21 protein-coding genes and 1 riboswitch are annotated in these 21,325 nt (G+C 73.1%); of the genes, 9 read left to right on the forward strand and 12 right to left on the reverse strand.

Annotated elements, in window-relative coordinates:
* Positions 1-9 precede the first annotated feature (9 nt).
* The gene (locus tag ABZ945_RS18540) at positions 10-879 is read right to left on the reverse strand and encodes an alpha/beta hydrolase (protein WP_361270360.1); all 870 of its coding nucleotides are present in this window, start codon (positions 877-879) and stop codon (positions 10-12) included.
* Between the two features lie 266 nt (positions 880-1,145).
* On the opposite strand from ABZ945_RS18540, the gene ABZ945_RS18545 reads away from it, so the two are divergent.
* From ABZ945_RS18545 to ABZ945_RS18565, 5 genes are all read left to right on the forward strand, one after another.
* Positions 1,146-1,928: an IclR family transcriptional regulator gene (locus ABZ945_RS18545; RefSeq protein WP_361270362.1), complete on the forward strand. Its 783-nt coding sequence runs from the start codon at positions 1,146-1,148 to the stop codon at positions 1,926-1,928.
* Between the two features lie 65 nt (positions 1,929-1,993).
* Positions 1,994-2,497 (forward strand): hypothetical protein, encoded by a 504-nt coding sequence (locus tag ABZ945_RS18550; protein ID WP_361270365.1) that lies wholly within the window; start codon positions 1,994-1,996, stop codon positions 2,495-2,497.
* Positions 2,494-3,000, forward strand: a complete 507-nt coding sequence (locus ABZ945_RS18555; RefSeq protein WP_361270368.1) for a hypothetical protein — start codon at positions 2,494-2,496, stop codon at positions 2,998-3,000. Before ABZ945_RS18550 ends, ABZ945_RS18555 begins: the two co-directional genes overlap by 4 nt.
* On the forward strand, positions 2,997-3,536 hold the full coding sequence (locus ABZ945_RS18560; RefSeq protein ID WP_361270371.1) for an SRPBCC family protein: 540 nt from the start codon (positions 2,997-2,999) through the stop codon (positions 3,534-3,536). Before ABZ945_RS18555 ends, ABZ945_RS18560 begins: the two co-directional genes overlap by 4 nt.
* Positions 3,533-3,994, forward strand: a complete 462-nt coding sequence (locus tag ABZ945_RS18565) for a PaaI family thioesterase (protein ID WP_361270374.1) — start codon at positions 3,533-3,535, stop codon at positions 3,992-3,994. The genes ABZ945_RS18560 and ABZ945_RS18565 overlap by 4 nt, the downstream gene beginning before the upstream one ends.
* Positions 3,995-4,022: 28 nt before the next feature.
* Here ABZ945_RS18565 and ABZ945_RS18570 read toward each other — a convergent pair whose 3' ends face one another.
* The 8 genes from ABZ945_RS18570 to ribD form a co-directional block, all read right to left on the reverse strand.
* Positions 4,023-4,478 carry a PH domain-containing protein gene (locus ABZ945_RS18570; protein ID WP_361270376.1) on the reverse strand — a complete coding sequence of 152 codons (456 nt, stop codon included), beginning with the start codon at positions 4,476-4,478 and terminating at the stop codon, positions 4,023-4,025.
* Positions 4,479-4,587: 109 nt separating this feature from the next.
* A complete protein-coding gene (gene hisG / locus ABZ945_RS18575; RefSeq protein ID WP_361270380.1) occupies positions 4,588-5,436 on the reverse strand; it encodes an ATP phosphoribosyltransferase in 849 nt (282 codons plus the stop codon).
* A gap of 47 nt (positions 5,437-5,483) precedes the next feature.
* A complete protein-coding gene (locus tag ABZ945_RS18580) occupies positions 5,484-5,756 on the reverse strand; it encodes a phosphoribosyl-ATP diphosphatase (RefSeq protein ID WP_031078175.1) in 273 nt (90 codons plus the stop codon).
* A 55-nt stretch (positions 5,757-5,811) separates the two neighbouring features.
* Positions 5,812-6,297 carry a 6,7-dimethyl-8-ribityllumazine synthase gene (gene ribH / locus ABZ945_RS18585; protein WP_248637267.1) on the reverse strand — a complete coding sequence of 162 codons (486 nt, stop codon included), beginning with the start codon at positions 6,295-6,297 and terminating at the stop codon, positions 5,812-5,814.
* A 33-nt stretch (positions 6,298-6,330) separates the two neighbouring features.
* Complete coding sequence (locus ABZ945_RS18590) at positions 6,331-7,611, reverse strand: bifunctional 3,4-dihydroxy-2-butanone-4-phosphate synthase/GTP cyclohydrolase II (protein ID WP_361270385.1); 1,281 nt, start codon at positions 7,609-7,611, stop codon at positions 6,331-6,333.
* The gene (locus tag ABZ945_RS18595; protein ID WP_361270388.1) at positions 7,608-8,249 is read right to left on the reverse strand and encodes a nicotinamide mononucleotide transporter family protein; all 642 of its coding nucleotides are present in this window, start codon (positions 8,247-8,249) and stop codon (positions 7,608-7,610) included. Before ABZ945_RS18595 ends, ABZ945_RS18590 begins: the two co-directional genes overlap by 4 nt.
* The gene (locus tag ABZ945_RS18600) at positions 8,246-8,944 is read right to left on the reverse strand and encodes a riboflavin synthase (protein ID WP_361270390.1); all 699 of its coding nucleotides are present in this window, start codon (positions 8,942-8,944) and stop codon (positions 8,246-8,248) included. The genes ABZ945_RS18595 and ABZ945_RS18600 overlap by 4 nt, the downstream gene beginning before the upstream one ends.
* 2 nt (positions 8,945-8,946) lie before the next feature.
* Positions 8,947-10,029, reverse strand: a complete 1,083-nt coding sequence (gene ribD / locus ABZ945_RS18605; protein WP_361270393.1) for a bifunctional diaminohydroxyphosphoribosylaminopyrimidine deaminase/5-amino-6-(5-phosphoribosylamino)uracil reductase RibD — start codon at positions 10,027-10,029, stop codon at positions 8,947-8,949.
* A gap of 164 nt (positions 10,030-10,193) precedes the next feature.
* A riboswitch (FMN riboswitch) is annotated at positions 10,194-10,324 on the reverse strand.
* A gap of 316 nt (positions 10,325-10,640) precedes the next feature.
* On the opposite strand from ribD, the gene ABZ945_RS18610 reads away from it, so the two are divergent.
* Positions 10,641-13,013 (forward strand): chitinase C-terminal domain-containing protein, encoded by a 2,373-nt coding sequence (locus ABZ945_RS18610; protein ID WP_361270396.1) that lies wholly within the window; start codon positions 10,641-10,643, stop codon positions 13,011-13,013.
* 173 nt (positions 13,014-13,186) lie between these two features.
* Here ABZ945_RS18610 and ABZ945_RS18615 read toward each other — a convergent pair whose 3' ends face one another.
* Positions 13,187-14,389, reverse strand: coding sequence for an ROK family transcriptional regulator (locus ABZ945_RS18615; protein ID WP_361270399.1), 1,203 nt, complete (start codon positions 14,387-14,389; stop codon positions 13,187-13,189).
* A gap of 167 nt (positions 14,390-14,556) precedes the next feature.
* Between ABZ945_RS18615 and ABZ945_RS18620 the strand changes: the two genes are divergently transcribed.
* Entirely contained in the window at positions 14,557-15,843 is a 1,287-nt protein-coding gene (locus ABZ945_RS18620; RefSeq protein WP_361270402.1) for an MFS transporter, read from the forward strand.
* Between the two features lie 185 nt (positions 15,844-16,028).
* Positions 16,029-17,426, forward strand: a complete 1,398-nt coding sequence (locus tag ABZ945_RS18625) for a solute carrier family 23 protein (protein ID WP_361270405.1) — start codon at positions 16,029-16,031, stop codon at positions 17,424-17,426.
* Between the two features lie 7 nt (positions 17,427-17,433).
* Here the strand turns inward: ABZ945_RS18625 and ABZ945_RS18630 are convergent, their stop codons facing one another.
* Positions 17,434-18,591, reverse strand: a complete 1,158-nt coding sequence (locus tag ABZ945_RS18630; protein WP_361270408.1) for a glycoside hydrolase family 6 protein — start codon at positions 18,589-18,591, stop codon at positions 17,434-17,436.
* A gap of 177 nt (positions 18,592-18,768) precedes the next feature.
* Here ABZ945_RS18630 and ABZ945_RS18635 point away from each other — a divergent pair, with 177 nt between their 5' ends.
* Positions 18,769-19,521 (forward strand): DUF5995 family protein, encoded by a 753-nt coding sequence (locus tag ABZ945_RS18635; RefSeq protein WP_361270411.1) that lies wholly within the window; start codon positions 18,769-18,771, stop codon positions 19,519-19,521.
* 76 nt (positions 19,522-19,597) lie between these two features.
* Here ABZ945_RS18635 and ABZ945_RS18640 read toward each other — a convergent pair whose 3' ends face one another.
* Positions 19,598-21,289 carry an NAD(P)/FAD-dependent oxidoreductase gene (locus ABZ945_RS18640; RefSeq protein WP_361270413.1) on the reverse strand — a complete coding sequence of 564 codons (1,692 nt, stop codon included), beginning with the start codon at positions 21,287-21,289 and terminating at the stop codon, positions 19,598-19,600.
* Positions 21,290-21,325: the final 36 nt, after the last annotated feature.

The raw sequence follows: 21,325 nt of genomic DNA on the forward strand, positions 1-21,325 counted from the left end.
GGTGAGGGGTCAGACGCGGGCTTCGGGGATGATGCGGCCGGCCGGCCGGGCACCCGGCATGGCGTTGAACCGGTCGATCAGCTGCACCAGTTGGGCCGGTCGCTCGAAGAGCACGGCGTGTCCCGAGGCGACCTCGGTGTAGCGGGCGTCCGGGATGGCGGCGAAGAGGGCCTTGCTGTGGCGTACCGGCACCATCTGGTCGTGGGTGCAGCCGATGACCAGGGTGGTGGCCCGGACCTCGGGCAGCAGCGCGGTGATGTCGATCGACTGGTTCAGTTCCATCTGGAGGTCGTCGAAGTCGCCGGGCACCTGCCCCTCCAGCAGCGGGGCGAGCTGCTCCAGGGTGGCCGCGGCCAGGAAGGGGCCGCCCAGCGCGCAGAAGGCGGTGTACGAGGCGAGCGCCGGGGAGCGGTCCTCGCGCAGCCGGCGCCACACGCCGCCGCGCAGCCGCTGCTGGGTGTCGGTGGCCGCCCAACCGGCCACCGCGACCAGGTTGGCGGCGAGTTCGGGCCGGTGCGCGGCCAGGGCGGTGGCGACCACGGCGCCCAGCGAGTAGCCGACCAGGGTCACCCGGCGGCCGGGCAGCACGCTCTCGCGGACGGCGGCGACCTGGCGCTCCAACTGGTCCAGGGTGAGCCTGCCCCCCGCGTGGACGGGCTGGGCGAAGTCCAGCGCCACCACGCGCTGCCGGGTCGCCAGCATCGGGAAGAGATAGCCGTACTCGCGCTCGATGCTGCCGCCGGTGCCATGGACGAGGACGAGGGGAGGCCGATCACCCTCGCCTCCAGGGTCCGGCTCCCCCGAGTCGAGGTAGCGGACCCGGACGCCGTCGACGGTGACGCTCCCCTCGGTGGTACGGGCGTCGATGGGGGTGGTCATGGTGGTGCTCCTTCGGGGGCGGAGAAGGGTGCCGGGGCGTGGGGACGAGGTCGGAGAGGGCCGATAGTCCGTCGGGCGGACTTTGAGCGGTCCGGACTCCTGATCGGCGGCCGGAGGACCGCCGCCGGTGATGCGATGACACGCCGCCGTCGGTTTCACTGTCAACGCGTCGCGGACCGGGACTCCGGTACGGGGCGCGGTAAGGCGGTCGCGAGTCCACCGAGTGGACTCGGTCTGGCCGAAGCACGTCCGAGGGGAGCCGCATCATGGAACCGGCACAGGAGGGCAGGCCGCAGGTGGTGGGCAAGGTCGCCGCCGTGCTGACCGCGCTGGCGCGGGAGGGAGCGGCCGGGCGCCGGCTGCTCGACCTGGCCGGTGAGACCGGGCTGGCCCGGCCCACGGTGCACCGCATCCTGCGCGAGCTGGCGGAGGCCGGGTTCGTGGAGCAGCGCCCGGGACGGCGCTACGGCCTGGGCCCCGCCCTGTATCTGCTGGGGCTCGGCGCCCCCTCCCCGATCCGGGATCACGACGCCGTACGGCAGGTGGCGCAGGATCTGGCGGGGCGGACCGGCGACACCGTCTATGTGGCGATCAGACGGCTGGACGGGGTGCACTATCTGACCCGGGCCGACGGCGGCTACCCGATCCGTGCGGAGATCGTCGAGGTCGGCGAGACCGTGCCGCTGGGTGTCACCTACGCCGGGATCGCCCTGCTGGCCTGGCATGAACCGGAACGGGTGGAGGCGCAGGTGCGGGCCAACGCGGCCCTGCGGCGGCTGATGCGGTTCCCGGTCGCCGGGCCCGAGGAGACCCTGACGTCGGTACGGCGCCAGATCACCCAGGTCCGCGAGTACGGCTACTGCTTTGACAAGGACACGGTGATGCCGGGCGTGTCCGGGATGGCGGCGCCCGTGCCGTCGGCGGCCTCCGATCCGTATCTCGCCATCACCCTGTCCGGGGTCAACGACCGCCTGCCGGCCGCGCGCATCCGCGATCTGGCACCGCAGCTCCTGGAGGCGGCCGGCGAGCTCGCGCGGTACATCGCCTGAGCCGCGCCCCGCCCTCTCCGTAAGAGAAGCACCCGAGCCGACGACGACCATGACGAGGTGTCACCGTGCGGAATCCCTCCCTGTCCCCCACCGCCTCTCCTCCGGCGCCCGGCGCCACCGCCGACAGCCGGGCGGCGGACACCATCAAGGTGTTCGTGCTGGCCGGCTTCGCCGCTGAGACCTCGTTCCTCGTCCTGGGGCTGGTCCTCTTCCCGGACCACGGCCCGCTGCTGTGGCGGGCGGTGTGGACGCTCGGCCTGTGCGGCGTCGGCATGGGGGCGGCCGTCGGGGCGCTGACGTTCCTGGTGACCGGTCGGCTCGCCCCGGGCAGCCGTCCCGCCCTGCTCGCCACGGCCGGCAGTGCCGCCGCCCTCTACAGCGTCTGCCAGACCCTGTGCTGGAGCCTGGACCACAACGTCGGTCTGAACTACTGGGGTTCGGTCGACCAACCGGTGCTGTTCCTGGTCAAGGGGTATGTCGCGGCGGTGCTGGGCGGGATACTCGGCGCCTTCCAGCTCCATACGCCGGCGGGCAGGGCGCTGACACGCCGGGTCGGGGTGTTCCGGTGAGCGAGGCACCGAGGCGGATGGCGGCGGGCCCGCCGGGTGAGACCGGTACCGCCCTCGCCGTGTCGGCGGCGGCCGCCCTGGTCGATATCGCGCTGTGGCATGACACCCTGCTCGCCTCGGCGCGCGGCGGGCCGGGGGCGGCACTGCTCGGGGGGTGGCTGGTGATGGTGTGGGGGCTCGCCCCGGGCGCGCTGACCCTCCTCGTACTCCGGACCGTCCGCCGACGCCTGCCCGGCCCGCGGGCGCTGCCGGTGGCGGCTGCCCTGAGCCTGGCCCTGGCCTGGGCGCTGAGCGCCCTGCTGTACGCCTTCCTCACCGATCCGGGCTTCCGGCAGGCCGCGATGGGCGGGCCCGGGCACGCCCATCCGGTCGCCGCGACCCCGCACACCGGGCACCCGGCCGGGGCCTCCCCCGCCGTCGGGCTGCCGGTGCTGCTGGTACCGATCACCTACGCCGTGGTGTTCACGGTGATACGGGGTCATGGCGGGCGGTTCGCCTCATGAGCGCCGACGCGTCCCGCAGGACCTGGGAGTTGACGGAGTCGGTGGTGGTCGCCGCCTCACCCGAGAGGGTCTTCGGGATCGTCGCCGATCCTCGGCGGATGGCCGGGTTCAGCCCGGAGTGCGCCGGGGTGCTGCGGCTGCCGTCGGCGCGGCGCGAGAGGCGGTGGTTCCTCGGCCTCAACCGGCGCGGGCCCCGGCTCTGGATCACCCTGTGCCGGGTGATCCGGGCCGTTCCGCCCTACGAGTTCGCCTACCGCGTCTCGGTGTTCGGGCTGCCGCTGGCCGACTGGGAGTACCGGGTGGAAGCGGTGGACGAGCGCACCACCCGGGTGACCGAGCACTGGCGGGACCTGCGCCGGGGGCCCGCCGGCCGGGTCGGCGACGCGCTGGGCGTGCTGGTCGCCGGGACCGGCCCGGCGGACCGGGTCCGGGTGAACCGGTCCGGTATGCGGACGACCCTGAGCCGGCTGAAGGCAGCCTTGGACGAGCCCGACCCCCTCCCCGACCCCATCTCCCACTTCAGGAGCACCAGTTGAGCGCCGACAGCCCCGCCACCCCGTCCCAGCCGTCCGGACTGGAGGTGATCCGCCGGGTCCAGGCACAGGGAGGCACCGGGCGGCCGTTCATCGGCGAGCTGCTCGGTATGCGCTTCGACACCGTGGAGCACGGCCGGGTCGTCATCTCGCTGGACACCCGGCCCGAGTTCGCCAACCCGCTCGGCAGTACGCACGGGGGCGTCGCCGCCACCCTGCTGGACTCGGTGATGGGCTGCGCGGTGCACACCACCCTGCCCGCCGGGGTCGGTTACACCACCCTGGAGCTGAAGGTGAACTACATCCGGGCGGCCCGCACCGACGGGCTGACCCTGGTCGCGGAGGGCACCACCGTCCATGTCGGCCGCCGCACCGCGACCGCCGAGGGCGGGGTGCACGACGGGGACGGGCGGCTGGTCGCGCACGCCACCACCACCTGCCTGATCATCCCGGAGGCCTGACGGCCCGAAGGGATCAGGAGGGCGGTGGTCAGGAGGTGCGGTCGGTGCCGGTGCCGCGGGTCTCGGCGAGGGCGCGCAGGGCGGTCGCGTCGCGGATGGCCTGGCGGCGGCCGATGCCGGGCTGGATGCCCAGGGCGGGCAGGCTGGTGCCGTCGCTGAGGTCCAGGAAGACCCAGGGGTCGCCCTCGCGGAGGTTGACCCGGAGGATCTCCGCCCAGGCGAGGCGGCGGCTGTGCACCAGGTTGACCACGGTGACGCCGGTCTCGTCGGCGACCACCTTGGGCCGGGAGAGCAGCGCCAGCACGGCGGCGAAGAGCGCGGCGACGAAGATGAAGCTGGCCCGTTCGCCCGGGCCGAGCTTCTCCAGCGCCAGCGCGACCACGGTGATCACGACGAACATGGCCGCGCCGGCGGTCAGCAGGACGACCCGGGTGCGGGTCGGCCGGAAGACCGCCGGGAGGGCGGGCGCTTGCGGGTCGGGCATGTGCGGTTCCGGTTCTTTTCTTGTTCCGACGGCTTCCCGGGCCCTGACGGCTTTCTCCCGGGTCTGGTCCCGGCCCGCCCGGCCGGGTCTGGTCCCGGCCCGCCCGCGGTCAGAGCCGGCAGGCGTGGATCTCGGTGGTCAGGATGGCCCGGGCGCCCAGGTCGTACAGGTCGTCCATGATCCGCTGGGCCTCGCGGGCCGGGACCATGGCGCGGACCGCGACCCAGCCCTCGTGGTGCAGCGGGGAGACGGTGGGCGACTCAAGCCCGGGGGTGAGGGCGACGGCCTGCTCCAGGTGCTCTACCCGGCAGTCGTAGTCCATCATCACGTAGGAGCGGGCGACCAGGACGCCCTGGAGGCGGCGGAGGAACTGCTGCACCTTGGGGTCGTCGGTGGGGGCGCCGGTGCGCCTGATGACGACCGCCTCGGAGGTGAGGATCGGCTCGCCGATGACCTCCAGACCGGCGTTCCGCAGCGAGGTGCCGGTCTCCACCACGTCCGCGATGACCTGGGCGACGCCCAGTTCGATGGCGGTCTCCACGGCGCCGTCCAGGTGGACCACGGAGGCGTCGATGCCCTGGTCGGCGAGGTGCTTGGCGACGATCCCCTCGTAGGAGGTGGCGATCGTCATCCCGCCGAAGTCGGCCGGGCCGGAGGCCGTCCCGGGCCGGGTGGCGTAGCGGAAGGTGGAGCGGGCGAAGCCGAGCTGGAGGATCTCCTCGGCGCTGGCCCCGGAGTCGAGCAGCAGGTCGCGGCCGGTGATGCCGATGTCGAGCTTGCCGGAGCTGACGTAGATGGCGATGTCCCGGGGGCGGAGGTAAAAGAACTCCACCTCGTTGGCCGGGTCCACCAGCACCAGTTCCTTGGACTCCTTGCGCTGCTGGTAGCCGGCCTCATGGAGCATCGCCGACGCAGGTCCGGACAGTGAACCCTTGTTGGGGACGGCGATGCGCAGCATGGGGCGGTTCCTTCTTTCGCGGTGGGTCGGTGGTGGTGCGGTGCGGCTCAGAGGTGGGCGTAGACGTCGTCGAGGGAGATCCCGCGCGCGACCATCATCACCTGGACGTGGTACAGCAGCTGCGAGATCTCCTCGGCGGCGGCTTCCTTGCCCTCGTACTCGGCGGCCATCCAGACCTCGGCGGCCTCCTCGACGACCTTCTTGCCGATGGCATGGACGCCCTTGTCCACCAGCTCGGCGGTACGGGAGGTGGCGGGGTCGCCGGTCTTGGCCTTGAGCTCCAGCTCGGCGAAGAGCTCTTCGAAGGTTTTGTTCGCCATGATGGTCCCCAGAGTACGGGGTGCGGGCCCGGCGTCCGGCGCCAGGGCCCGGCACTCAGCGCCAGGGCTCGCTGACCGTACGCAGCGTGGTGGCGGTGGCGACGGCGGCGGTGACCGCCTCGTGGCCCTTGTCCTCGGTGGAGCCCTCCAGTCCGGCGCGGTCCAGGGCCTGTTCCTCGGTGTCGCAGGTCAGTACGCCGAAGCCGACGGGTACGCCGGTGTCCACGGTGACCTGCACCAGGCCCTGGGTGACGCCCTGGCACACGTACTCGAAGTGCGGGGTGCCGCCCCGGATGACGACGCCGAGGGCCACGATGGCGTCGTAGCCGCGGCCGGCCAGGACCTTGGCGACGACCGGCAGCTCGAAGCTGCCGGGGACGCGCAGCACGGTGGGCTCGTCGATGCCGAGCTCGTGCAGGGCGCGCAGGGCGCCGTCCACCAGGCCGTCCATGATCTTCTCGTGCCACTGGGCCGCGATCACGGCCACCCGGAGGTCGCCGCAGTTCTTCACGCTCAGTTCGGGTGCGCCCTTGCCGCTCACGTGTATGTCTCCTTGGGTCGGGGGTTCTCGGGGTTACTGGGTGTGGCAGGGGGAGGTGGCCGCCGGGTCCAGCCAGGGCAGATCGTGGCCCATCCGGTCGCGCTTGGTGCGCAGATAGCGGATGTTGTGCTCACCGGCCTGGACGGGCATCGGTTCGCGGCCGGTGACGGTGAGGCCGTGCCGGGTGAGGGCGTCCACCTTGTCGGGGTTGTTGGTCATCAGGGTGAGGCTGCGGACGCCCAGGTCGGCGAGCATCCGGGCGCCGGCCGCGTAGTCCCGGGCGTCGGCGGGCAGGCCCAGCTCCAGGTTGGCGTCGAGGGTGTCGTGGCCGCGCTCCTGGAGCTCGTAGGCGCGCAGCTTGGAGAGCAGTCCGATGCCGCGGCCCTCGTGGCCGCGGAGGTAGACCACGACTCCCCGGCCGGCCTCGGTGATCCGCTCCATGGAGGCGTCCAGCTGGGGGCCGCAGTCGCAGCGCAGCGAGTGGAAGACGTCGCCGGTGAGGCATTCGGAGTGGACGCGGACGAGCACGTCCTCGCCGTCCGCGAGGTCGCCGTGGACCAGGGCGATGTGCTCGACGCCGTCGACGGTGGAGCGGTAGCCGTACGCGGTGAAGTCGCCGTGGGCGGTGGGCAGGCGGACCTCGGCCTCGCGGCGGACGGTGGGCTCGTTGCCGCGGCGGTAGGCGATCAGGTCCTCGATGGAGATGATCGTCAGTCCGTGCTTGCGGGCGAACGGGACGAGTTCGGGCAGCCGGAGCATGGTGCCGTCCTCGCCGGCGATCTCCACGATGGCGCCGGCCGGGCGGAGTCCGGCGAGCCGGGCGAGGTCCACGGCGGCCTCGGTGTGGCCGGGTCGGGTGAGCACCCCGCCGGGGCGGGCGCGCAGCGGGAAGACATGGCCGGGGCGGACCAGGTCGCCGGGTTCGGCGCGGCCGCCGCCGAGGAGCTGGAGGGTGGTGGCCCGGTCGGCGGCGGAGATGCCGGTGGTGACCCCGTAGGAGGGGGCGGCGTCCACCGAGACGGTGAAGGCGGTCTTCATGGACTCGGTGTTGTCGCCGACCATCTGCGGCAGGTGGAGCCGGTCCAGTTCACCGCCCTCCATGGGGGCGCAGATCAGGCCGCGGCACTCGCTCATCATGAAGGCGACGATCTCCGGGGTGGCCTTCTCGGCGGCCACGACCAGGTCGCCCTCGTTCTCCCGGTCCTCGTCGTCGACGACCACGATGGGCCGGCCGGCGGCGATGTCGCGGATGGCCTGCTCCACCGGGTCCAGGGAGAGGTCCTCGTTGTCCCAGATCATGCTGTGCGCGGTCATGCTCCCGCTCCTTCCAGGGTGGGGGCGTCGGTGCGGGAGCGGAGCCACCAGTCGCGCAGGCCCCACAGCACCAGGGCGCCGTAGATGACGTAGACGAAGCCGGAGAAGGCGAAGCCGTTGGCGAAGTTCAGCGGCACGCCGACCAGGTCGACCAGCAGCCAGGCAAACCAGAACTCGACCATGCCGCGGGCCTGGGCGTACATGGCGACCAGGGTGCCGACGAAGATGTACGCGTCGGGCCACGGGTCCCAGGAGAGCTTCGGGAAGAGGGTGAACAGCCCGCCGACGGCGAGGGTGCCGAGCGCGGCGGCGCCGGCCATCAGGACGCGCTCCCGCCAGGTGGCGAAGCGGACGGCGAGGGAGCCGTCCTGGGCCGTGCGGCGGCCGCGGGTCCACTGCCACCAGCCCCAGGAAGCGACGACCATCACCACGACCTGCTTGCCGGCGCTGCCGGCCAGGTGGGAATTGGCGAAGGCGGCGAACAGGATGATCCCGGCGAGGAACTGGGCGGGCCAGGTGAGCACGGAGCGCCGCCAGCCGAGGGCGAGCGCGATCAGGCCGATGGTGTTGCCGATCATGTCGGCCCACTTGATCTGCTGGCCGAAGGCGGTGAAGGCCTCCGAGTTGAGCCAGTTCACCGGAGGGTCCCCTCGGGGTCGGTGGGCGGGGCGGTGGGGGCCTCGGCAGCGGGGTCCGCGGGGTCGGCACCGGCCGGGGCGGCCAGGCCGGGGGTTGGTGCCCCGCCGCCGGCGCCCATCAGCCGCTCGACGTACTTGGCGATCACGTCGACCTCCAGGTTGACCGGGTCGCCGGGCTGCTTCACGCCGAGGGTGGTGAGGGCGAGGGTGGTCGGGATGAGGCTGATGGTGAAGTGGTCGGTGCCCGCGTCCACCACGGTGAGGCTGACGCCGTCCACCGTGATGGAGCCCTTCTCGACCACGTAGCGGGCGAGTGGGGCGGGGAGGGAGACCTTCACCAGCTCCCAGTGCTCGGAGGGGGTACGGGCCAGGATGGCGCCGGTGCCGTCCACATGGCCCTGGACGATGTGCCCGCCGAGCCGGCCGCCGACCGCCATGGGCCGCTCCAGGTTGACCCGGGAGCCGGGGGCCAGCGCGCCGAGGCTGGAGCGCTTGAGGGTCTCGGCCATCACATCGGCGGTGAACTCGCCGTCGGCGGTGTCGACCACGGTGAGGCAGACGCCGTTGACGGCGATCGAGTCGCCGTGCTTGGCGCCCTCGGTGACGACCGGTCCGCGCAGGCGGAAGCGGCAGGAGTCCCCGAGGTCATCGACGGCGGTGACCTCGCCCAGCTCTTCGACGATTCCGGTGAACACGCTCAGCTCTCCTTCGGCTTGGCGGTGATCCGCAGATCGGGACCGATGCGGACGGCTTCGGTGACGTCGAGCCGCAACGCCCCGGTGATGGTGGTGATTCCGGCGTCGGCGAGGACGGCCGGTCCGGCGCCGAGCAGGACCGGTGCCAGATAGCCGACGACCCGGTCGATCGCCCCGCCGGCGGCGAACGCCCCGGCGAGGGTGGCCCCGCCCTCCAGCAGCACCGAGCGCACTGCGCGCGCGTGCAGGGCGGTCAGCAGCTCGTCTACGCCGATCCGGCCGTCGTACAGCGGCAGCCGGAGCAGTTCGACCCCGGCCGGCAGCCGGCGGGTGTCGGCGTCCTCGCCCACGACCAGCAGGGTGGGGGCGGCGCCGTCCAGGACCCTGGCCCCGGGGTGGATGCCGGCCCGGGTGTCCAGCACCACCCGCAGCGGCTGGACGGCGCCCTCGATGCCGCGGACGGCCAGGTGCGGGTCGTCGGTGCGCAGGGTGCCGCCGCCGACCAGGACGGCGTCGGACTCGGCGCGCAGCCGGTGGACGTCGGCGCGGGACTCGGCGGAGGTGATCCAGCGGCTGGTGCCGTCGGCGGCGGCGGTGCGGCCGTCCAGGGTGGCGGCGTACTTCCAGGTGACATGCGGGCGGCCGAGCCGTACGGAGGTGAGCCAGGCGGTGTTGCCCTGCTCGGCCTCCTCGGCGAGCAGCCCGGCCTCGACGTGGACGCCGGCCGCGCGCAGGGTGTCCGCGCCCCCGGTGGCCTGCGGATTCGGGTCGCCGACCGCGTAGACCACCCGGGTGATCCCGGCGTCGGTCAGGGCCTGGGCGCAGGGGCCGGTGCGGCCGGTGTGGTTGCAGGGTTCGAGGGTGACGTACGCGGTGCCGCCGCGGGCCCGCTCCCCGGCCGCACGCAGGGCGTGCACCTCGGCGTGCGGTCCGCCGGCGCGCTGGTGCCAGCCTTCGCCGACGGTCTCGCCGGAGGCGTCGAGGACGACGCAGCCGACGACCGGGTTGGGGCTGGTGGAGCCGAGACCGCGGGCGGCGAGGGTGATCGCCCGCCGCATGGCGGCGTGGTCGGCTGCGGTGGCCACCGGGTCCTCCTGCCTGTCGAGGCGCGGACTCCGGGGCCTGTCGATGACGACAGAGGACGGATGGAACCACCGTACGCAGGGGACGCCGATCGGCCGAGGCACCGGTCGCCGAAGACGGCGGCCGGTGGATACGGCCGGTGCGGCCCTGAGGGCAGGGTCACCCGCCGCGCACTGCCTCCCATCCGGACTTTCACCGTCGGTCCAGGAATTTCACCTGGTCAACCGGCCGCTGGATGCGGTCGGGTCGCGGACTGTAACCGCCGGTTCGGAATTGCACCGACCCCGGAGTGCGCTGCTGCTGATATGCGGCAAGTGTGCCACGGCCGCCCACCGCCCCACCAAGGCGGTCCTATGGACTCTGTCACATCACGTCATGAGCATGCCCATACGAGGAAACCTTCGGGACCTGCGGACATTCCACTGGTCCAGACCTATTGACCCCTTGGTCTAGTCCTTTTAATCTCTGCGTCACCTCCTCGGAGCCGGCCTCCCGGTGTGCGCACACCCCGGCCGACACGCACCACCCCGCTTTCGCCGCTGTGTGTCCCGATCCCCGCCGTGTGCCCGCGTCCCCGCCGCAGGCGCGCTCCCACCTCCCCGGGAGGAAACCCGTGCTGTCCCCCACCCGCGCCAGAGCCACCGCGCTGGCGTCCGGCGCCGCCGTCGCCGGACTGCTGCTCGGCATGCTCTCCGGCGGCGTCTCGCACGCCGCGGACCAAGAGAACTGTCGCCCCGACGGGCTCTACAAGACGCCCGGCGTCGACGTCCCGTACTGCTCGGTGTACGACACCGAGGGCCGCGAGAAGATGGGCGCCGACCACCAGCGCCGGGTCATCGGCTACTTCACCGGCTGGCGCACCGGCAAGGACGGCACCCCCGCCTATCTGGCCAAGGACATCCCCTGGGGCAAGGTCACCCACCTCAACTACGCCTTCGGCCACATCGACTCCGCCAACAAGCTCTCGGTCGGCGCCGACGGCCCGAACAACGCGGCCACCGGGATGACCTGGCCCGGCACCGCGGGCGCCGAGATGGACCCGGCGCTCCCCTACAAGGGCCACTTCAACCTGCTGAACACGTACAAGAAGCAGCACCCCGAGGTGAAGACGCTGATCTCGGTCGGCGGCTGGGCCGAGACCGGCGGCTACTTCGGCGAGGACGGCAAGCGGGTCGGCTCCGGCGGCTTCTACACCATGGCCACCAACGCCGACGGCTCGGTCAACCAGGCCGGCATCGACACCTTCAGCGACTCCGCGGTCGCCTTCATCAAGAAGTACGGCTTCAACGGCGTCGACATCGACTACGAGTACGCCACCTCGATGAAGGACGCGGGCCACCCGGCCGACTTCGCGATCTCCAACGCCCGGCGCGGCGGCCTGGTCAAGGGCTACGCGGCGCTGATGAAGACCCTGCGCGAGAAGCTGGACCGGGCGGGCGCGGCCGACGGACGGCACTACCTGCTGACCGTGGCGGCCCCCTCCTCCGGCTATCTGCTGCGCGGCATGGAGACGTACCAGATGCAGAGGTACCTGGACTACGTCAACATCATGTCCTACGACCTGCACGGCGCCTGGAACGAGTACGTCGGCCCCAACGCCTCGCTCTTCGACGACGGCAAGGACGCCGAGCTGGCCGCCTCCAACGTGTACGGCAGCCAGCAGTACGGCGGCGTCGGCTACCTCAACACCGACTGGGCATACCACTACTTCCGCGGCTCGATGCCGGCCGGCCGGATCAACATCGGCCTGCCGTACTACACGCGAGGCCACAAGAACGTGCAGGGCGGCACGGACGGCCTGTGGGGAAGAGCCACGGCGAGCAGCTGCCCGGCCGGCTCCGGGCTGACCAAGTGCGGTGACGGGGCGACCGGCATCGACAACCTCTGGCACGACAAGGACGACAACGGCAAGGAGTCCCCGGCCGGCTCCAACCCGATGTGGCACGCCAAGAACCTGGAGAAGGGGATCCTCGGCGACTACCTGACCGGCTACGGCTTCGGCGCCGGCACCAAGCTGGCCGGCAGCTACACCCGCAAGTACGACTCCACCCTGGTCGCCCCCTGGCTGTGGAACGCCCAGACCAGGACCTTCCTCTCCACCGAGGACGAGCAGTCGGTGGCCCGCAAGGCCGACTACGTGGTGGACAAGGGCATCGGCGGCACCATGGTCTGGGAGCTGGCCGGTGACTACGGCTGGAACGCGGCCAAGGGCCAGTACGAGCCCGGCTCCACCCTGACCTCGCTGATGTACGAGAAGTTCAAGTCGGCCCCGGCGTACGGCGCCAAGGTCTCCAACAAGGCGCTGCCCACCAAGGCGGTGAACATCGGGGTGGAGTTCGGCGAGTTCAAGCTCGGTGACTCCAACTACCCGATCACCCCCAAGGTGAAGATCACCAACAACACCAAGTCGGCCCTGCCGGGGGGTACGGAGTTCCAGTTCGACTACTCCACCTCCGCCCCGGGCAACGCCTCCGACCAGTCCGGCTTCGGCACCAAGGTGATCTCCAGCGACCACACCGGCTCCAATGTGGGCGGGCTGAAGGGCGACTTCCACCGGGCCTCGCTGAAGCTGCCGGCCTGGCAGTCCCTCGCCCCCGGCGCCTCGGTCGAGCTCTCCTTCAACTACTACCTGCCAGTCTCCACCCCGTGGAACTGGACGGTGGACATCGGCGGCACCAGCTACGCGCTCGCCGGCGACCTGGCCCGCGGCACCACCGTGGTCGAGCCCGGCGGCGGCACGGACCCGACCCCGACCCCCACCCCGACCCCGACACCCACCCCCACGCCGACCCCCACTCCCACCCCGACGCCGACTCCGACTCCGGGTGCCTGCACCGCGCCCGCCTGGAAGGCGACCACCGAGTACGGCGGCGGGACCGCGGTCTCCCACAAGTCCCGCAACTGGAAGGCCAAGTGGTGGACCAAGGGCGAGGAGCCCGGGACCACCGGCCAGTGGGGCGTCTGGCAGGACCTCGGCGCCTGCTGAGCCACTCGCAGCAGACCCCTGATCGGGTCCCCCCAGAGCGCGGCCCGGCGGCGGAGACCGGCCCTTCCCGCCGCCGGGCCGCACCCAGCACCCACCCCCTTGCCGCCCGTCCCTACCGCCCGTGCCCCAGGACCATCCGTCCGGGGGCACGGGCGGTAGCAGGTCACGTCACCTCACATCGGCTCCGGCGCGAACAACTGCTCCTGGGCCGCGTCGCGCACCGTCAGCAGCGCGCCCCGCAGCACCGCGCCGCCGCCCAGCGCCCCGGCCCGGACCTCGGTCCGCAGTGGGGAGAGCCCGGCGAGCCGCTCCTCCACCCGGGCGGCGAGCGCGGCCCCGCCGGCCCGGCCGATCTCGCCGCCGAGCACCACACAGCCCGGGTCCAGCACCGCGCTCACCGAGGCCGCGCCCAGCGCGATCCGCCCGGCGAGCTCGTCCAGGAAGCCGTCCGCCCCGGCGGCCAGCGCGGCGCGTACCGCGACGGCCCCGGCCGGCTCCGTACCCCCGCCGTCCACCGCGACCCCGTGCCGGGCGGCCAGCCGGGCGATCGCCGCGGAGCCGGTCAGGGCGTGGAAGCCGCCGTCGCAGTCGGTCGCCGAGGGCAGCCCGCCCGTCCCCGGGACCGGCAGGAAACCGATCTCCCCCGCCCCGCCGGAGGCACCGCGTCTCACTCGGCCGTCCAGCACCAGGGCGGCGCCGACGCCCTGGCCGAGCCAGAGCAGGACGAAGGTGTCCCGGCCCCGGGCGGCGCCCTCGCGCTGCTCGGCGATGGCGGCCACATTGGTCTCGTTCTCCACCTGCACGATGGCGGTCAGCCGCTGCTGGAGCGCGGCCACCAGCCGGCGGTGCCACCAGGGCAGCCCGCCGGAGTCGCGCAGTTCCCCGGTGGACGGGTCGATCAGCCCGGGGGCGCCGATGCCGACACTGTGCAGCCGGGTGGCCCCGGCCTCGGCCACGGTCCGCTCCAGCAGCGCGACGGCCCGCTCCACCGCCGGACCCGCCTCCTCCGCCCGGCCCGTGCCCACTCCCTTTCCGGGCTCCCCCATCGGCGTGGACGCCCGGGCCAGCTCGGCGCCCAGCAGATCGGTGACCAGGACGGTGACGCTGTCGGTGCGCACATCGAGGGCGGCCAGATGGGCGCGGTCGGCCACGAGCCCGTACAGCTTGGCGTTGGGGCCCCGGCGCTGGGCGCCCGTCTCGCCGACCACCCGGACCAGCCCGGTGTGCCGGAGCCGTTCGACCAGATCGGCGACGGTGGGCCGGGACAGCCCGGTCAGCGTCTTGAGCTGACCGGCCGTCAGCGGGCCCTCGTCGCGCAGGAAGCGCAGGGCCAGGCGGTCGTTGATGGCCCGGGCGGTGCTGGGCGATGCAGGCATGCCGGGAATCCTTCCAGAGGCCGGGACCCGTCCGGGAGCCGGAGCCGCGGACCGTGCGGGCAGCGTGTGAGGCGGCCATCTTACTATCAGGCAGGCTTCCTGATAGTTTACGGCCGATCCCCGGGGAACCGGCCCACGGGGACCAGGGGGAGGGACGGGAAGGACCTATGGCGACGGAGACGGTCTTCGGTGCCGAGCGGCTGCGCCGGGCGCGGTTCGCGGTGGCGGCGGTGTTCTGTGTGCACGGCGCGGTGACGGGCAGCTTCGCCACCCGTATCCCCTGGATCGCGGACCACGCCGGGGTGAGCGCCGGTCAGCTGGGTCTGGCGCTGGCCTTCCCGGCGCTGGGCGCCTCGCTGGCGATGCCGCTGGCCGGGGCGGTCAGCCACCGGATGGGTTCCCGCCCGGCGCTACGGCTGCTGCTGGTGCTCTGGACGCTGTCGCTGACCCTGCCCTCGCTCGCGCCCAACGTCTGGGGGCTGGCCGCCGCGCTCTTCGTCTACGGGGCGACCTCCGGAATGTCGGATGTGGCGATGAACGCGCTCGGGGTGGAGGTGGAGCGGCGGCTGGACCGGTCGATCATGTCCAGTTTGCACGGTATGTGGAGCCTGGGGGCGCTGCTCGGCTCGGCGGTCGGCACCCTCGCCGCGCATCTGGGCGGGGACGCCCGGGTACACCATCTGATCGCCGCGGTGGTGCTGACCGCGCTGGGGCTGCTGTTCTGCCAGGGGGTGCTGGACCTGCGGAGCACCCCGGACGAGGAGCCGCCGCCGAGGTTCGCGCTGCCGCCGAAGTCGGCGCTGGTGATCGGGGCGATCGGGTTCTGTGGGGTGTTCGCGGAGGGCGCCAGCCTGGACTGGTCGGCGGTCTACCTCCGGGACCAACTGGGCACCTCGGCGGGGCTGGCGGCCGCCTCCACCACCGCGTTCGCGCTGACCATGGCGGTGGTGCGGCTGGTCGGCGACCGGGTGGTGGACCGCTTCGGCCCGGTCCGCACGGTCCGGACGGGCGGCGTGGCGGCGACCGCCGGCGGGGCGCTGGTGGTGCTGGCGCCGCACCCGGCGGTGGCGCTGGCCGGATTCGGGCTGATCGGGCTGGGCATCGCGGTGGTGGTCCCGCTGGCGTTCGCCGCGGCGGCCCGCAGCGGGCCGAACCCGAGCCAGGCGATCGCGGGCGTCGCCACCATCACGTACACCTCCGGGCTGATCGCCCCCTCGGCGATCGGCGGCCTCGCCGACCTCACCTCGCTGGCGGTCTCCTTCGGCGTGGTGACGGTGCTGGCCTTCGGCCTGGTGCTGGGCGCCGGGGTGCTCGGCCGGAGCGGGACCACCGCCGGGGTGGACGACGGGGCGGTGGACGGTACGGCGGCGGCGAGCGGCCCGGGCAAGACCGCGCGGGACATCGCCAAGGACGTCACCAAGGGCTCCGGGACCCCGGGTCAGAACGCGGGCTGACCCCCGGCACCGGAGAGCCCCCGGACCGACCGGCCTCCGGGGGCCCCGGCCCGACCCGCCTCCGCGGGGCCTCCGGCCCACCGGCCTCTACGATGGCGCTGGCCGATTTCCGGCCACCGCCCGGGGCACGGCCGACGGCCCACCGCCCCGGCCCCCTCCCCCTCCCAGAACTGGAGCCACCCCTGATGAACCTCGGCGTGCGCTGGACCGTGCACGGCGACGGGCGCACCCCCGCGCCCGGTGCCGTCGTCCGACCCGACGAGCGGCTGTCCTGGCCGCGCACGGTGGGGCTGGGCGCCCAGCACGTGGTGGCGATGTTCGGGGCGTCCTTCGTCGCCCCGGTGCTGATGGGGCTCGACCCCAATCTGGCGATCATGATGTCCGGGGTGGCCACCGCGATCTTCCTGCTCGCCACCCGCGGCCAGGTGCCCAGCTACCTCGGCTGCTCGCTGTCGTTCGTGGGCGTGGCCGCCACCATCCGGGCCTCCGGCGGGGACAGCGCCACGGTGACCGGCGCGGTGCTGGTGGTCGGCGCGGTGCTGTTCCTGGCCGGTCTGGCGGTGCAGCGGTTCGGGGCGCGGATCATCCACGCCGCGATGCCGCCGATCGTCACCGGCGCGGTGGTGATGCTGATCGGCTTCAACCTGGCGCCGGTGACCGCCTCCACCTACTGGCCGCAGGACCAGTGGACGGCGCTGCTGGTGATGCTGTTCACCGGGCTCGCGGTGGTCTGCCTGCGCGGCTTCTGGTCCCGTATCGCGATCTTCCTCGGACTGGTCTTCGGCTACGCGGTCTCCTACCTCTTCGACCTGGCCTTCGGAAAGATCCACTCGCCGCTCGGCGGCCCCGAGGCGGTCGACCACTGGCGCCTGGACCTCTCCGGCGTGTCCAAGGCCGACTGGGTCGGGCTGCCGTCCTTCCACGCCCCGGCCTTCGAGTGGTCGGCGATCCTGGTCGCCCTCCCGGTGGTGATCGCGCTCATCGCGGAGAACGCCGGGCATGTCAAGGCGGTCGGCGAGATGACCGGCCGGTCCCTGGACGACCGGCTGGGCACCGCCATCGCGGCGGACGGCGTCGGCTCCATGCTCTCCACCGCGGTCGGCGGCCCGCCGAACACCACCTACTCGGAGAACATCGGCGTGATGGCGGCCACCCGGGTCTACTCCACCGCCGCCTACTGGGCCGCCGCCGGCTTCGCCCTGCTCTTCGGCCTCTGCCCGAAGTTCGGCGCGGTGGTCGCCGCCATCCCCGGCGGGGTGCTCGGCGGGATCACCGTGATCCTCTACGGCATGATCGGCCTGCTCGGCGCGCAGATCTGGATCAACGCCGGGGTGGACCTGCGCAACCCGCTCAACCTGGTCCCGGCCGCCGCGGGCATCATCATCGGCGTCGGCGGGGTCAGCCTGAAGATCACCGACAACTTCGAGCTGGGCGGCATCGCGCTGGGCACCATCGTGGTGATCACCGGCTACCACGTGCTGCGCGCCTTCGCCCCCGCGCACCTCAAGACCGCCGAACCGCTGCTGGACTCCGGCACCTCCTCCTACGACCAGCGGTCGGGGGACTCGGACAAGCGGCCGTGAGGGCGACTCAGCCGGTGGCCAGCTCGTACGCCCAGTCGGGGCTGAACTCGCCCGCCGCGCCCTTGCAGCCGTCGGACTCGCCCGGCAGCTTGACCCAGAGATAGGCGTCGATCCGGTCGGAGCCGGTCCGGGTGGTCGGGGACTGGCCGATCGCCCGGCCGGAGGGGTCGCACCACTCCTCGGCACCGGGCGCCCCGTTGCCGTTGCGGCTGGTGTCGATCACGGCACCGAGGTGGGAGGGGCCGCCGAGGGCGTCGAGCACCCGGCGGGCGTAGGCGGCCTCGTCCCCGGTGGTGTGGAAGTTGGCGACGTTGGTGAAGATGCCGTCCCCGGCGGTGTGGGCGCCCGCCGCGCGGAGCATCCCGGCCATCGTGGCGGGCGGGTGCCAGCCGGAGTGCCCGGCGTCGAAGTACACCCGGGCCTTGGGGTTGGCGGCCTTCATGGTGCGGGCGGCGCGGGCCAGCGAGGCGTAGCGGGCGTCCCGTTCGCCGCCGGAGAGGCAGTCGGCGTAGGCGATCGCGTCCGGTTCCAGGACGACGATGACCTCCCCGCCGCCGAGCCCGTCGGCGAAGCCGCGTATCCAGCCGTCGTACGCCCCGAGGTCCGGCGCCCCGCCCTGGGAGGCGCCGCCGCAGTCGCGGTCCGGGATGGCGTACGGGACGAGCACCGGCACCCGGCCCGCGGCGGCCGCCCCGGAGGTGACCGCCCGGACCTTGCCGGTGATGGAGCCCGGGTTGTACTCGGCGAACCAGACGGCGGACGGCTGGGCGGCTATCCGGGACTCGATCACCGCGCGGCGGGAGTCCCCGGGATTGGCCCGCACCCAGTCCAGCGCCTGGGACTCGGGGTGGCGGTAGAGCGCCGCCGAGACCGGGTCATGGCGGACGGGGGCGGCCGGGGCGGTCTTCGGCTTGGGCTTCGACGGTTTCGGGGCCTTCCTGGCCGCGCTCTTCGACGGCGACGCGGAGGGCGAGGCGGAGGGGCTGGGCGAGGCGGACGGCGAGGGGGAGGCCGAGGCACTGGGCCGGGCCGGCAGTGGCGGCAACTCGGGTACCGCGCTGACCTCGGCCGGGCGGGCCGTGTCGCCGCGCTCCCCGCCGCCGGAGGCGGCCAGCAGTCCGCTGACGGCGCCCACCGCGACCACCGCCGAGGCGGCGGCCACCATCGCGTGGCGCCCCGCGCCGGCCCGTCTTCCGTCCCGTCCGGCGCGTCGCCGGCGATGTCCGTTCGCCACTGGTGCTTCCCTCCCCCGGTGCCCGCCGGGCTGTTCCCGTTCCCCCGTTCCGGGGAAGCCCGGCCGGACGGCACCGCCGCCGAGCCTACCGACTGCCAGGCTGCTGCCATGACGCAGACCCGGTCGAGCCAGCCCGTCGTCCCCCCGCCGCGCTCCCCCGCCGCTGCCGGGCCGGTCGGCGCCCACGCGGTCGCGGACCGGCTGGGGGCGCTGGCCGGGCGGGGTCCGGCGACGGACGGGGTGGCGGTCTTCCTCGGCGCGTATCTGCCGGTGGTGGCGGAGGCGGCCCGGCGGAACGGGGCCGGTGAGCGCCCGGAGCGGCGGCTGGCCGCCACCCTGACCCTGCGGTGCGCTGAGCGGGCGCTGACGGCGCTGGAGACGGCCGCGGCCGGCGGCAAGGGCTCCGCCTGCTGGCGGCCGCTGCTGGACGCCCGGCACCATCCCGGCGTACGCCCGGTGCAGTTCGCGCTGGCCGGGGTGAACGCGCAGCTCGGCTGCGATCTGCCGCTGGCGCTGGTGGACCTCTGCCGTACGCTGCGCCGCACCCCGACCGAGCTGGCGGACGCCTTCGAGCGGGCGGCCGACCGGCTGGTCCTGCTGGAGGAGCGGGTACGCGAGGAACTGACACCCGGGCAGGAGCTGCTGGAGCTGGCCGACCCGCTGGTCCATCTGCTGGGCTGCCGCAGCGCGGAGCGGGCCCGGGACGGGGCCTGGCTGGCGGCCCGGGCCCTGTGGCAGCTGCGGCAGACGGCGGGCGGGGCGGCGGGGCTGGACGCCGAGTACGCGGCGCAACTGGACCGCTCGGTGGGACTGGCCGGGCGGATACTGCTCACCCCGCTGCCGGCGTACCGCCGCCGCTGAGGCTCCGACGGTACGCCGACGGGCCGGCCCCTCGCTCGAAGGGACCGGCCCGTCTGCGTACCGGAACGAGAGGAACTCAGTCCTCGGGCAGCTCCACCGGGGCGATCTCGTCGTAGAGGTCGCCGGGGCCCGGGTTGGTGGCGTCGGTGGCGCCGCCGAAGTGGTGCATCACGCCCCACACCGCGTTGAGCGCGGTCTGCACGGCGCCCTCGGCCCAGCCGGCCGTCCAGGAGATGTCGTCGCCGGCCAGGAAGATGCCGCGCTTGTCCTCGGGCAGCCGGTCCTGCATGAAGTGGGTGAACAGGCGCCGCTGGTAGCGGTAGTGGCCCGGCAGGTTGGCCTTGAAGGCGCCCATGAACCAGGGCTCGTTCTCCCAGGAGACGGTCACCGGGTTGCCGATGATGTGCTTCCGGATGTCGACGTTCGGGTAGATCTCGCCGAGCGACTTGAGCATGACCTCCATGCGCTCGTTCGCCGACAGCGGCAGCCACTTCAGGCTGTCGTCGCACCAGGTGTACGACAGGCAGATGACGGCCGGCTTGTCGGGGCCGTCGTCCAGCAGATAGGTGCCGCGGGTCATCCGGTCGGTGAGCGTCATCGACATGGTGTCCCGGCCGGTGGTCTCGTCCTTGTCCAGCCAGAACGGCCGGTCCACCGGGACGAACAGCTTGGAGGACTCCATGTAGTGGGTGCGCTCCATCGCCGTCCAGTGGTCGATGGGGAAGAGCGAGTCGTCGCAGGCGATCTTGGACAGCAGCAGCCAGGACTGGGCGGTGAAGATCGCCGTCTGGTACGTGCGGATGTCGCCGCCCGCGTCGGTGACGGTGATCCGGTTGCCCGCGGTGCGGTTCAGCCGGGTGACGGCCGGGCGGGGCGTGCCCTCGTGCAGGGAGGAGAGCGAGGTGCCCAGCGGCCAGTGGACGATCTTCTCCGGCTCGCGCTCCCACAGCCGCACCGGCAGCTGCTGGGAGCCGCCGACGATGCCGCGGTGGTGGTCGTCGGCCTCGGTGTAGACGACCCGCAGGATCTCCAGGATGGAGTTGGGGAAGTCGGTGTCCCAGCCGCCGGTGCCGAAGCCGACCTGGCCGAAGATCTCCCGGTGGCGGAAGGACTTGAAGGCCTCGGAGTCGCAGAGGAAGCCGTAGAAGGTCTGGTTGTCCAGCTTCTCGACCAGCGTGGACCAGATCTCGCGGATCCGCGGCACGTCCCGCTCGCGCAGGGCGCGGTTCATGTCGGTGAAGTCGGCGCCCTCCTCCAGGCAGGCGGCCCAGGCGTCGGCGACGTCCCGGTAGACCTGCGGGAGGTCGTCGATGGTCTCCGCGTAGTGCGACTCGCCCTTGAGGTCGACCACCGTGGAGGGGGTGGACTCGGCCAGCGGGTTGGGGAACGCCGCGGTCTTCAGGCCCACCAGGTCGATGTAGTGCTGGAGCGCGGTGGAGGACGGCGGGAAGCGCATCGCGCCCATCTCGGCGGTGAGCGCCGGGTCGCAGCCCTCGAAGCTGACGGTGCGCAGCCGGCCGCCGATCTGGTCGGCCTCGTAGACGACGGGCTTGAGGCCCATCTTCATCAGCTCGTAGGCGGCGATGATCCCGGAGAGACCGCCGCCGATGACCGCGACCTCGGTGCCGTGCTCGGTGGCCGGGATCTGGCCGAGCCCGGCCGGGTGGGCCAGGAAGTCGTCGTAGGCGTACGGGAAGTCCGGACCGAACATGGTGATCGGCGGCTGAGCGTCGGTGTGCTGGACGGCGGTGGGCACCGTGGACGTCATGGGGTACGGACTCCTTGCAGGCTTTGGCGAGAGCGG

The organism is Streptomyces sp. NPDC046887 (assembly GCF_040644755.1).
Classification (GTDB): Bacteria; Actinomycetota; Actinomycetes; order Streptomycetales; family Streptomycetaceae; genus Streptomyces; species Streptomyces lichenis.

What these genes read in the sequence shown, in the direction of transcription:
- ABZ945_RS18615 (WP_361270399.1), bottom strand. Translation starts at nt 14,389, where the DNA reads ATGCCTGCATCGCCCAGCACCGCCCGGGCCATCAACGACCGCCTGGCC.
- ABZ945_RS18570 (WP_361270376.1), bottom strand. Translation starts at nt 4,478, where the DNA reads ATGCCCGACCCGCAAGCGCCCGCCCTCCCGGCGGTCTTCCGGCCGACC.
- ABZ945_RS18620 (WP_361270402.1), top strand. Translation starts at nt 14,557, where the DNA reads ATGGCGACGGAGACGGTCTTCGGTGCCGAGCGGCTGCGCCGGGCGCGG.
- hisG (WP_361270380.1), bottom strand. Translation starts at nt 5,436, where the DNA reads ATGCTGCGCATCGCCGTCCCCAACAAGGGTTCACTGTCCGGACCTGCG.
- ABZ945_RS18625 (WP_361270405.1), top strand. Translation starts at nt 16,029, where the DNA reads ATGAACCTCGGCGTGCGCTGGACCGTGCACGGCGACGGGCGCACCCCC.
- ABZ945_RS18590 (WP_361270385.1), bottom strand. Translation starts at nt 7,611, where the DNA reads ATGACCGCGCACAGCATGATCTGGGACAACGAGGACCTCTCCCTGGAC.
- ABZ945_RS18635 (WP_361270411.1), top strand. Translation starts at nt 18,769, where the DNA reads ATGACGCAGACCCGGTCGAGCCAGCCCGTCGTCCCCCCGCCGCGCTCC.
- ABZ945_RS18630 (WP_361270408.1), bottom strand. Translation starts at nt 18,591, where the DNA reads ATGGTGGCCGCCGCCTCGGCGGTGGTCGCGGTGGGCGCCGTCAGCGGA.
- ABZ945_RS18540 (WP_361270360.1), bottom strand. Translation starts at nt 879, where the DNA reads ATGACCACCCCCATCGACGCCCGTACCACCGAGGGGAGCGTCACCGTC.
- ABZ945_RS18580 (WP_031078175.1), bottom strand. Translation starts at nt 5,756, where the DNA reads ATGGCGAACAAAACCTTCGAAGAGCTCTTCGCCGAGCTGGAGCTCAAG.
- ABZ945_RS18640 (WP_361270413.1), bottom strand. Translation starts at nt 21,289, where the DNA reads ATGACGTCCACGGTGCCCACCGCCGTCCAGCACACCGACGCTCAGCCG.
- ABZ945_RS18560 (WP_361270371.1), top strand. Translation starts at nt 2,997, where the DNA reads ATGAGCGCCGACGCGTCCCGCAGGACCTGGGAGTTGACGGAGTCGGTG.
- ABZ945_RS18545 (WP_361270362.1), top strand. Translation starts at nt 1,146, where the DNA reads ATGGAACCGGCACAGGAGGGCAGGCCGCAGGTGGTGGGCAAGGTCGCC.